Annotated in this window: 5 protein-coding genes; all 5 read right to left on the bottom strand. The window is 39.9% G+C overall.

All coding sequences use genetic code 11. The features are described 5' to 3' along the window. A partial coding sequence (locus V7137_RS25765; RefSeq protein WP_420490179.1) for a dihydrofolate reductase family protein occupies positions 1-277 on the bottom strand: 277 nt, incomplete at its 3' end. Positions 278-509: 232 nt separating this feature from the next. Continuing rightward, positions 510-1,751 carry a Bcr/CflA family multidrug efflux MFS transporter gene (locus V7137_RS25760; protein ID WP_335700716.1) on the bottom strand — a complete coding sequence of 414 codons (1,242 nt, stop codon included), beginning with the start codon at positions 1,749-1,751 and terminating at the stop codon, positions 510-512. 217 nt (positions 1,752-1,968) lie between these two features. Further along, entirely contained in the window at positions 1,969-2,346 is a 378-nt protein-coding gene (locus V7137_RS25755; protein WP_335700715.1) for a FixH family protein, read from the bottom strand. 269 nt (positions 2,347-2,615) lie between these two features. Next, positions 2,616-9,536 carry an immunoglobulin-like domain-containing protein gene (locus V7137_RS25750; RefSeq protein ID WP_335700714.1) on the bottom strand — a complete coding sequence of 2,307 codons (6,921 nt, stop codon included), beginning with the start codon at positions 9,534-9,536 and terminating at the stop codon, positions 2,616-2,618. Between the two features lie 620 nt (positions 9,537-10,156). Further along, the coding region (locus V7137_RS25745; protein ID WP_335700713.1) for an endo-alpha-N-acetylgalactosaminidase family protein at positions 10,157-13,120 on the bottom strand (2,964 nt) is incomplete at its 5' end.

Here is a 13,120-nt window from a genome sequence, read left to right as displayed (position 1 = left end):
CATCAATAAATGAAGCATATTCATCTGATCCACTAACAGATTTAGAAAATACATAATTTTTATAATCACTATAAGGATAATTCATATCAAATCCACGAATGACATCATAAGTTCCTTTTCCCATAACAACAGTGTCAATTCTTTCTAGGAGTGAATGGTAGCCAGAATCTCCCTCTACTTCTGTTGATTCTAACCACTCTAATGTACCATCCTCATTTGCAATATAGCCATCTATTGAAGTACCAATGTATAAAATAATGTTACGCTGTTTTTTCACGTAAATCTCCATTCTTTCGTTTCAGATGATAAAAATAGTATACCAGTCTGTTCAGATACATACCAAATGGATTTTTTCTAGTTTTTCCCTTTAGGTTGAATGAATGTCAATATTCACTCTCCAAATCGCTGGCTATTTCACACCTATTTTGCACGCAATGAAATCTGGTAGATAAATAAAGGAGAACACATTCGCTACTTATCGAAATGTGTTCTCCTTTAAATTTGTATTTTTAGATACTGGGTTTCTTTACTGAGCACTGGTCATTGGAAATTTGTATCCCGAGCGTTGCTTTTCGTACCATTACAAAATAGGAAAAGAAAGCCAGAAGACTTGAGCAAAAGATGATCACGCCCATAGGAATGCCGGAATTCGCCCCTGCTATTCCCACCAGTGGAGCCGCTAATGAGCCAAGGACAAATGGCAATAAACCTAATAAGGCAGAGGCACTGCCCGCAATATGTCCTTGCGTTTCAATGGCTAAAGCAAAAGACGTGGTTCCAATCATACTGATAGAAGAGATAAAAAAGAAGATCGGAATCGCGACGGCGAAAAGCGGAGCTTTTAATAACAGAGCAATTAGTAAAACTGCACCCGCTATGCTAGAGATGACTAACCCTATCTTTAAGAAAGTTCGCTCCGAAACGATGTCAGCCAATCGGCCGACCAACTGACTCCCAATAATTAATGCTAATCCATTGGTCCCAAATAAAAAACTAAATTGTTGCGGTGTGACTCCGTAAATATTTTGATAGACAAACGGAATCCCAGATACATAGGCAAAGATTCCAGCTGTAGTAAAGCCTGAAGTTAGTGCGTATCCCATGAACGTTCGATCTCTGAATAAAGAACCAAAATTCTTCATAATCTGTGGCAAATTGCTTGGAACACGGTTTTCTTCTGGCAGAGTTTCTTCTAATTTGAATGCAACCGTGAAGAGCAACACCGTACCTATACAAGCCAACGCAATAAAAACCCCATGCCAATTGGTAAAAGCAAGAATCCCCCCACCAGCAATCGGTGCAACGATTGGTCCAAGGTTACCCACTAACACCATCATCGTAAAGAACTTGGTCAGTTCCTTCCCACTAAAGAGATCTCGAACAATTGCTCTAGAGATCACAAGTCCGCCCGCAGCAGCAAAGCCCTGGACTAATCGAGCGATGATAAGGAAATAGATATTGGGCGCCAACGCACAGGTTATAGAAGCAAGTAAGTACAAGGTGATAAAGATGAGCAAGGGTTGTCGGCGGCCTTTCACATCACTTAAAGGACCAATAACCAATTGTCCCAATCCCAGGCCTAATAAACAGGAAGTTAAACTAATTTGTACGAGTGAAGCCGTAGTATGATAATCTTTAACAATCGTTGGAAAGGACGGTAAATACGTATCGATTGTAAAGGGTCCTAACAGTCCAAGTGATCCAAGAAGTATTGCAAGCTGTATTCGTTTTTTTCCACTAGGTTTATTCAATGTCCATCGCCTTTCTAAAAGAAGTATTTTTTCCTTGTTGCAATTATTTCGCTATCCTAAATAATAAATCTTATTATAACCTGTGCCTTGCTCAAGGGTAAACAATTATATTTCATGGAAACGATTTCAATTTTCGAGCATAGGTGAAATGTAAACAGGGGGACGGTTCTTCTGCTCCGTCCCCCCTTCTTTCTATAAAAAAAATCTGTTTCTAACACTATTGTGCATGATTATAAACAATCGAAAATCTTTTTTCTCCCAACCACTTTTCTCCGTTGTAATCTATTTTAATAGCAGCAGTATAATCCCCTTCCATTTCAAATTTAGCTTGTCCAACATACACACCATTCCCTGTTTCCTGCATTTTCATTGAAATATCTCCATGACTCATCCCTTGCATATCCAATTTCACACTAACCTCAGCGCCCTTTACAGGTTTACCATCACGGTCTAAAATTTTTAATTGAATGGGAGTAGATTGGCCTGGTGTAAATGATTTGGGGGTAACTAGCTTGATCTCAAAATTATTTGAACTGCAGCCTGTTATCAAAATAATTATTAGGCTAATAATTAAACTCGTTAATTTCTTATTCATTACTCTCATCCTTTCTATAGTGTTATCTTGTTGAAATTAAATGAGGCACTCACCATTTAAAATTATCATCCAAAACCATGATAGAAACAAATATTTAATTTGAACGGAAGGGATATATTTTCATTTACATGTAGATTTTTGGATTTTAAAGTATTTCGAGGATGAAGAAAAAGCACAGCTTCTAGCTAAAATAGTCGCGATTTTTCGGTCTAGACGAAAAAAACCGCCATCGACATGGCGGTTTTTTCTTGTTTGCGATGAACGCTACTTTATTTCCGTTTGATTGAGATGCTGTTGTTTCCTGCTGCATCTGTCGCGTAGACCGTGAACGTAGTGCCTCGCTTCACTTTCTTTGGTAATTTAATGCTAAATGTTCCTTTGCTTGTTGCTTTGCCTTTTGCAATGACGCTGTTGCCTACTTTGATCACAACGATTGCATTTGCTTCTGCTTTTCCTTTTATCTCGGTGACATACTTCGAACTGCCTACTAAACTTGTAATACTTGGTTTTGTTGGTGCAGTCCGATCAAGTACAGTCACTTTCGAAAAGGTACTCACATTACCAGCTAAGTCTTTTGCCGTCACAGTTAACATCGTTCCTGCTTTTTGTTTTGCAATTTTCACTTGGAAGACACCTTTTGAATCGGCTTTTCCAGTTGCAATCACTTTTGTCCCTAGTTTGATGGTAATCACTGCATTTGGTTCCGTTACGCCAGTGAATACACGATCATTGTCATCGACCGTATTCACTTTTGGTGCTTTCGGTGCCGTTTTATCAGCTACCGTAAACGTGGTTGTTAAACTTTGATTGCCGATTGTGTTCGTTGCATAAACAGAAAGCGTCGTTCCTGCTTTTTGCGCTGCGAACTTCACGCTGAAGTCGCCTTTCGCATTGGCTTTTCCACTTCCAATTTGGAAGCCTTTGTTTTTCACGATTACTGTTGCGTTTGCTTCTGTTTTTCCTGAGATCACCGTGTCATTGTCATCAACTGATTTCGTTGTGACCGTTAACTTGATTGGTGATTCATAACGTAAAACGGTTACGGTAAATGCTTTTGTTGTGCTTGCGTTTCCTTTTGTAATCGTTGCGGTTAATGTAACGGTTCGATTGCCCATCACATAACTTGGGCGTTTCACTGTTCCATTTGCTCCAATAATCGAAGGAACATTTGATGACCACTTGATGTTCGTGTCGTTTGCGCCTTTTGTTGGCAACGTTAACGCGGATTTCACTGCGTTTTGCGCACTGTTCGCGTTTTTGATCACGTTCCACGTAATGGACGCTTTTGCTGCAACCACACTTGCATCGTATGACGTATCTTCACTTCGCACAAAGAAATAAAACGGTTTTGCCAAACCTAAATTGCCTAGTTTTAAGTAAGCCGTCACTCGAATGTACTGGTTTTGAGCTGGTTTTGTCACTTTTCCGTCATTTGCGATCACGTCTGGTGCATCTGACTCCCATCGGATTTCAACGCCGTTTGTTCCAACCGTTGTTGGGAACGTTAAGTCTTTTGTGATGTCTAAATCACTCGTGTTGTCGCCAAGTAAGTCGCTTGTTTCAATTGAATTAGCAGCTTGCAACACTTTTGTGCGTTCTTCGTTTTTGCTATCTTTTAGGACTGTTAGATGGAACGTTTTGTAGAATGTACTTTTGTTTCGTGTGAATTTCGCAACGAGTTCAACGTGCGCATCGCCTTCGTTAAATAACGGTAGGTACACGCGACCTTGATTTGTAATGTGCGCCACATCATCTGACGTCCATGAAATTTTCGAGCCATTTGAACTTCTTGTTGGTAATGTAAGTGCTTGTGCGACATCATTTTCGTTTGTGTTCGCTCCGCGAATTACATCCCACGTTAGGAATGATGCATCTTCTGCGACTGCAAAACGATCGTCTCCGTTTTTCGCTTTGACGGTAACCGTAAACGTTTTCGTTCCTGTCGCTTCTCCAACTGTTGTGATGGCTGTTAAGGTCACATGTGTATCAACTTCTGGTCGATACACATGTCCGTCTGGTGTAACGATTGACTCATCACTACTTTTCCACGTGATGTCTGCTTTATTTTCTTTATCAACAGTCGGAAGGGATAGATGCGTTAACACATTTGTACTGTCCGTGTTTAACCCTTTGATCGCTTCCCATGATAATTTTTCTGAAGCCATTGTTGCAAGTGCTTGATCCGCATTTTCAGCAGCCCCAAGACGATAAACCACCACATTAAAGACAAGTGGATGATTCCCTGCGAATGGATGAGCTGGGTTTTCACTAATCGTGCTTCCACCATCAATTTCAAAAAAGTTCGCACCTGGTTTTAACTCACCCGTTGGCATACTGAAACGTTTCACACCCGGCTCATTGTTGTATCCTGCTGGGATATCTCCGCCTAGTTGGTTAAACGCATCGTCATATGGTCCACTTCGCCATGCTGACGTTGGATCGAATAAGTTTTTGTAGAAGTTGTCTTCTCCCGCAACTCTTCGATTCCAATCAACCCATTCCGCGTAGAAGTTATTATTCACAGCGGTCACGTTTCCGTTTACGGTGAACGTTGAATCATACGTAAAGAATGTAGCTGTACCCGTTGCATCAATGATCGCTTCGTCAAATTTGACTTTTGGGATGTACGAATTTTTGTGTACAGGTACCTTAATCGTCGTTTCATGACCTAAGTAGTCAATCATTGTCACTGGGAACTCGCTGTCTCCTTGTGGGATGCTACTTGGGTCGTCGTATCCAACTCTTACATAATAAAAGTCATACACATCACCAATTGGTCTATTCCAAGATGGAATCGCGTCTGGCATATAATTCAGATTTGCCACATTTTGTTGATTTCCAACTAATAGGATAGGTACTAAATCCGGATTCGAGGAATAATTTTTCGTATTCCCATAAGGTGAAACAAGATAACCAGACACCCATGGGTCAAATCCTTCGATATTGAACTCATCCATTTCCAATTTAATTTCTGGTTGTCGTGTGCCGTCTTTATATGGCGCCACATTGATCGCCACGTCAGTTGTCGTTCCGTCATTTGTTACCGTTACCTTGTCGCTCTGCACATTTACACTAAATGTTGTGTTTCGTGTATTGCCGACTGCATCCGTTGCTGTTAACTGAAGCGTATGAACCCCATTATCAAGTACAACAGGATAACGGAATGTTTGGGCTGTTGTTGAAGAATTCGTCACGCTGCCCATTGTTTTTGGCGCGTTTCCATCAACAGCTACGTCTAATTTAAACCCATGTGAATTACTCACACTATCTGTTGCAGATGTGTTGATCATGAGCGAAACCGGATCGCCTGTTTTTTCAACATACGCTTTCATTTTCGTTGGGTTAATCGTCATCGTTGGTGCATCTGTATCCACGTACGTTTTAATCCCAATGGCTGAAGTGGTTTGATCATTCCAATTTTCACCGTCTGCTAATGCAACAAATTTCACATAATATTGACCTTTTTCCAAGGTAGCAGGAATGGTGAATTTCCCTTTAATTTGGTACTGGCTATACTCAGCGTAAGCAGGTGTTTCTGTGACTAAATCCTCTACATTTAGATCAACAGGTGAGCCGATGATACTCGCGTTATCGTAATAATCTCGTAAAACGATCGCTTGCAGTTTTTTCACGCCATTTTTTGGCCCAAACGCATCAAAGTTTAAGGTAAACTCATCGCCTGGTTTCCCGTCTACATCCCAGTACATACTTGGTACTTTGTTCCCAAGTGTTGCGGTCGATAAATCGATCCATACATGTTTTGTTGTTTTTTTGACAACAACCGTATGTGGTTCACCTTGATTGCCGACTTTATCCATCGGTGCAATCGTAATGGTGTTTAGTCCCTCGTTTAATCCAGGGATATTCAGTTCGTATGAACCATCTTCGTTTTGTTTCACATCATCACGATAAGTCGTAAATGGCTCACTCCCGTTGACAGCAAGGAATACGTTGCCATCCACAAATCCAGCATCCCCATCATCCATTGTCCAACGCACCGTATACGAATCGTTATTCGTTGTCTCTGGATGTGTTTTTTCATCATAATCTTTTGAACGAAGAATATTTAATGTTGGTGCAGTTGTATCTTTGTACATTGGTAAATATACGGTTGGTTGTGGTTTTGTATTACTTCCATCAGCTGTTGCCGTCATGGCGAAATAATATTGCCCATCTGGAAGGTCGACGGCTTGATTCCAACCATACCAAACCCAGTTTTCTTGGAGTGCAGAAGGGTAGCCTCCGCTATACGGATCGGTTTTCACAACCCATTCGTCATTTGTGATGTGCGACACCACGTTATGGTCTTTATCCACGACATCGATGTTCAAGTTTCGTGCACTACGTAATAATGAGATGGCCGGTACTGGATAGAAACCTAGACCAAACGCATAAAACTTGTCCCCAAGCGCTTTCTGGGCTTCTGTTGTTGGGATCCCAAATATTTGATCGTACCCCAAATACAGTGGGCCAACTTGAAGCGCAAGTTGTGTGCCACCGCCTGAATTGCCCCACACATTCGTTGTGTCTTTCGTATCAATGATAGTCGGCTCATCCCAATCTCCGTAAAATCCGTTATATGGCACGTTTAATAGTGGGAGATTTGAGTCCGTTGGCTCCAGGTAGATATACCCTTCGATAAACGTATTTTTCAGAGCAGATGCACCAAGTGTGAACGACACCGTTACACGTTTTGTGCCATTTGCAGGAATCGTAATTTCCTTGTTATCAAATGACAATTTCGCATCATCTAAATAGCGGCTACGAATATTATCTGAATTTGTTTTCAGTGAATCCTTTAAGATATCCGTCATCACGGTGCCGGTTAGTTTATACGTCACTGCCTTATTCGTAAGATTTTGTGCTGTGATCGTAAACGATGCTTCTTTTCCGATTTCTTTTAAACTAATGCTACCTGTTCCAGTCGAACCACTCACCACAACCGGTGTTTGGAGTGCAAGATCCGGACGAATCATCCCAGCACCTTGTCGTCTAGGTTGGTACTCTGTCATGTAGTCATTTCGGTTGATCGAATTGTCTCCATTGACGAAATCGCGTTTTGCCGGAATGGAAGTATTCATCAGAACGTTTTTCGTTAATTGAGCAAACGCTCTTGTTCCCGGGGTGAATCCTTTTGCAATCAGCCCTTGCATCACGTCAGCCACTGCGCCCGCCACATAAGGTGCTGCCATTGACGTGCCGTCTTCGCTTTCGTAGCCATTGTGTTGGTTTGGATCAATCGTCCGAACACTCGACATGATGGCATGACCAGGTGCCATGATCTCTGGTTTTAATAATAAATCACTTGTTGTTCCCCAAGAGGTAAAGTCTGTTGGTTGACCTGGGTTCGATTCTGCAAAAGCCGAACCAATTTTTTCTCCTTGAATCGCAAAGTCGATCGAAACCGGATCATTTGCACTCATTGGTCCGATGACAATGCCACCATCATCATCGCAAGACAATTCTTTAAATTTTCCTTCTAACATCATGCCATCTTCGTAGCTAAGGAAAGAAAATGGAATACTACTGAACCCCTGTGGTTCTGGCTTTGCTTGCGTCGCACTTCCGTTATAAACAATGATACCGACAGCGCCTTTTTGTTTTGCATTCGCTACTTTTTCGCCAAAATTAATGGTACCACGTTTGACTAAGACCACTTTCCCTGTGACATCGATATCCTTATAGTCAGACAGTTCACCAACTTTTCCCCCAAGTGTCACAAGAGAATAAATTTTGTTTTTGTCATCGTTCCAGTGCCAGTCATCTAGGCCTTCACCTGAAAATGTATTGTTCAATCCATCACCAGAGAATGTATAGGAATGGTTTGACACCAAATTGTTTGCTGCTGCAACGGTAAAGGAATCTGGATACACACCAGGATTTCCAATTTTATTTAAATCAGGCGTTTCGCCGATTTTGATACTTTCACCTAATCCTCTTCCACGGTCTGCATAGGCATTTGATGCATTCCCTGCAGCCACAACAACGATATGTCCTTCGTCTGTTGCATTTCGGATGGCAATCCCAAGTGGATCATTTGCGTCTCTTGTATCGAATGAAGAAGAAGACCCTAAACTCATGTTAATGGTGTCTGCTCCAAGTGCGGACGCATGGTCAATCCCCTTGATAATATCTTCTGTTAACGCACCGGCTTGGTGGTCTGAAAATACTTTTTCCGCAATGATTTGCGCTTCTGGCGCAACACCTTGCATCACAGGTCCAGAACCAGCTGCGATCCCAGCGACGTGCACACCATGTGAACTTGTTGCATTGTTTGGATCTTCCACACGCGGAATGATATCATCATTTTGGTCCGCCCAGTTGTATCCATCGACAACCTTTAGGGAAGTCGTTCCATCAGGACGCGTAAATTTCCCTTTTTTGATGCGTAATTTACTTTGATCTTTTGGATCAGGAAACGCTTCATGTGTATAATCAACGCCCGTATCAACGATGGCGATTAGCATCCCTTCTCCTTTATAACCAGTTGGTTTCCCAACGCTTGAACCATTCCATACGTTCTTAATCCCTGTTAACTCATGTTGTTGGTTCATCGCAGGGTAGAACGTTTTTTGAAGGGTTACCGCTTTCACACCAGGTAAATCCTTGATTGATTCAATGTCACTATACTTGATGTGTTCAATACTGAACCCTTTGAAGACATGTTCGAATTCATGTTTGAATACGGCTGGTTTTGCACTTTTCGATTTCCCGATGGATAAGGTACTCATCACGGCATTCTTTGTGGTTTCAATGTCTGCTTTCACAAGACTTTGTGCCTTATTTAGCGATAATTGTGTGGCCCCAACGGTTTCTGTCATATCCGAAACCGTTTGACCTTTTAACTCAACAATTACGGAAACCAGTTCATCTGGTTTGTGTGTTTCGTAAGTTGAGAGAGACTCTTTACCTGCTAGTTTCTTTTTTAAATAGCTAGCTGCCGCAGCCTCGATACTCTTTTCCCCTTTTTTTGTTAGTTCCGCCAATTTTTCAGGCGATAACAGGGCTGAACTAGGGGTTTTGTCATTGTTTGTGACTAAAATTCCAGCCGTTGGCCCCTCTTCGTTTGCGACGATCGGTCTTGACTTGGTTTCTTCGGCATGTCCTAATGACATGTTCGAAAAGGTTAACCCAATCATCGTTGCGACCGACAGGACCTTCATCGACTTCCTCGTGCGTTTGTTTTTCATAGCTTCCCCCTCCGACTGACCCTGATCAATCCTGTTGTTTTGATTTAACATTATAAGTATTTAAAATTTTCTTAATACTTATAATGTCATTCTACCGAAACAGTAAACTAGCGTAAATTGGGGGAATTTTTCACCTATCCGCCTGTTTAGATCCAATGAGTTGAACGAAAAATAGGCAAATGGACTAAATTCCAGGAACCTTTTTCCAAAATTCCGCGTCTACGCCCTAAAAATCGATCGAAATCATCATAAAACTTGGGGGAATATTGGCGCATTCTAGTATTCTCCTATACTTTTCTCGTTTCTCACCATTTTCCACAAAAAAAGAACTCATGAAATGAGTTCAAATGCATTCGTTGATTCATTCGCTTGCGATCTTGATGGCATGGATTGTCTTCTGGCCCTCCGCATAATGGAAAAATTATTCTTTTTTCGAACGTTTTGTCAGGAAGGTAAAGCCGTTGCGTTGAAAATAGAAAAGAGTCGAGATTTCTCTCGACTCTTTATAACTTCCTTAACAATCACTTGCTTATTAGAATGGAACATATTATCTACTACTTTATTTNNTACAAAAATTGAATTTATTACAGTCAGTTTCCCCCATTTTAAAACAACTGATTCTATTCGTTTGGTATCGTTTCAATAACTAGATTATCAAGCATAATATCTTTATAGCCATTAAAGTTAGCTTGTGAGCCTTTTACACCTTGAGTATCGGCAGCTTTGTTAGTAGAATAAATACCAAACCAGCTTTGACCTGATTCATCCCCTTTTAAAGTAAAGGAATATGTGCCAGTTCTTGCATCCTTATCGCTACTTGCTGTTGATTTTAATTCATCCTTAGTTAATACTCCTTTTTCTTCAAATGGAGCATTACCTGTTACTACTGCGTAAGTTCCATCACTACCTACTTCATAATCAAAAGTGATTTTATACGTTACACCTGGTTTGAATTTGAAGTTTTGAGGTATTGTTTGGTATACAAGTGTGTCACGTTCTGTTAAACCATTCGTTTTAATTGACCATTTACCAGCAATAACATCATTTACTAGTTTTTGGTTCCAACCTCTTTGAGTATATGGTGCATTTAATTCAGCAAGGTGAGTTCGATTATCTTCTACACCTTCTATATCACCAATTACAAACGGATAGATACCTTGTGCAACACTTTCAAAGTCTTGTACGAATTTATCACTGCTTACTTGGTTATTAGCGTTATTTTCTACGATACGAATATCATCATAGTAACTTGCACCATTCCCAGCATCTCTAGACAAATCAATGGTTACATCAGATGCATTATTACCAGTTTCAAAGAATACGTACATATTTTGAAAATAACTTGTTCCATCTATTGTTGAAGTCATTTGACCATCTGCTTTTGCTTGCTCAGAACCTAAAGTATTGTGTGCATAAGCTCTTACATAGTTCTTAGCGATCGATTTACCAGTACTATTTGTATACTTTTTACCGTTAGAAGTAATGGTTATACTTGCTTGTTCTTCACTTCTATTGTCAATACCAACATAAGCAGCATACTTAGTATTTGGTTTTAATTCTGTTACATTTTGAGTAACATTTACTTTCTCTTTATTGTTAGAGATTGTTAACATGTTATTATTACCTTCACTCTTCGTAATCTTAACCGCTTTTGAATCTCCTGTAACTTTCCAATCTTTTAGGGAATTGCTGTTATAGCCAGTATCTACAAGATGCATTCCTTCGCTCCATTTAACATCTTTGTTAGATTTCGCTTTTTTATGAATGATATATGCAGTAGATTTTTTTGCATTTAATGTGATCTTACCATTTTTAATCGCAACGTCTTCCCCATTTTCATTACCTAGTTCTGTTAACTCATAAACTTTAACTGTACCTTCCCAGCCAGATGGAACAGTCCAAGTTGTTTCTCCACCGTTTGTATTCCAATGGTATAATTTTTCATTCGCTGATGATAATTTTTTACCATTTTGATCCCAAGACCATGGAATTAAATACTTTTCATCACCAGGTTTACCTTCAAATATTTCCTTACCATTAAATGTCATAGTTCTTGTACGGTAACCATCTTTATCATTTGCAAAATCATTAGACTTTCTTTCAATTTCAAGTGTATTTTTACCAGAGTCATCTTTTAATACTGCCTTCATGCCTGGTACCCAGTTGTAAGTTTTATTATTATCTGTCATTTCAACTGCTTTACCATCTTCCCACTGTGTTACTTTATAATGTTGGATGAATTTTGTCGGAACGTTCACTGCAAACAAGTTATCCATATAGGCTTTGTAGTCACTTCTACCTTGCCATCCTTCAAAGTCTTTCATGCTGTAGCCACCTAATAATGGAGCATCAGCGTCGCCACCATACTTAGGATAGTTACCAATCCATGCATCTTTTTGATGGTTTTTAATGAAACGAGTAATTGTACTATTGATACCTTTTAGAGTATAACCACCATAAGTTAAATCAGCTGCCCAGTGTTGGAATGTAGAATCATACTCGTTAGCATATCCCCACTCACTACCTAAGCGCCAACCTAAACTGTTAATTTCTTTACTTAACTGACGACTTGGCCATGTACTATTATCACCTGACTGTCCATTACCCCAAACGTCTACATAAATAAAATTCAAATCATTCTTTTTGCCACCAAGGACGTCATAAAAATCTTTGAATCGTTGTGCTCTACCATTTCTTAAATCATAATCAGCATCAATGTTTATTCCTTGGTCAATCCAGTTCCAACCATACTTATAAGTTCCATCTGGATTTTTTAATAAACGATCTTCTTGGAAATATTTTGACTCTGGATAAGTTTCACTTGCATTCACGTGAACTCCAAAAGTTGCCCCATATTCTTTACCCTTCGCTAGCAATGTTTTCATATCCGTTGCGCCACCGATACGAGTTCCAACATCTGCATAATTTAAATGACCAGAATCATGCCCTTCACTACCATAACCTTTCAGGAGAATAGATTGCCCTAGTCCATCGGTATTTAAAGAAAACTTCTTAACTCCATCTAAAGCCATTAAGAAAGGATTTTGAGCTTGACCGCCAAAGTTCATGCTAATGCGGTAACCGACTAAGTCTGGAACCTTTTCTGCCCCTAGAGGTTCGTTCATAATATTTCTATAATCAATAGCTCCGTCTTGCCAGTTTATTTTTTTATCACCATTAGCGTCGGCAGTAATAACAACCTTCGCAGATGGCATTTCATTTACCTTGTTTACTGTTCCATCTTCTAGCTCAAGAGTACCATCTTCCTTACGATGCTCTTCTGATTTTTGATACGTCCAGAATGTACTACTTAAACCAATTGTTTTTTGCCCTACACTATTAGTCGTAGCCGTAGCTGTAATTCTTTGTGCATCAGTTTTTGCAGCATAAGAATCTGGAGCTAATTTTTTTGCTAAACTATTCTCCGTATTAGACCATATACCTGCACTTAATACATCATTAGAAAGAAAAGCATACATATATCCTTTTTGCTCTTCATCTTTCGTATTTAAATTACTATCAACCTTTACCTGTCTGTCACCATTGATATGTGTATTTGTAGACATCTGTACTCCATCTAGTAC

The organism is Neobacillus drentensis (assembly GCF_036962765.1).
GTDB lineage: Bacteria > Bacillota > Bacilli > Bacillales > Cytobacillaceae > Neobacillus > Neobacillus drentensis_C.
This window is presented reverse-complemented; position numbering and strand designations above follow the sequence as displayed.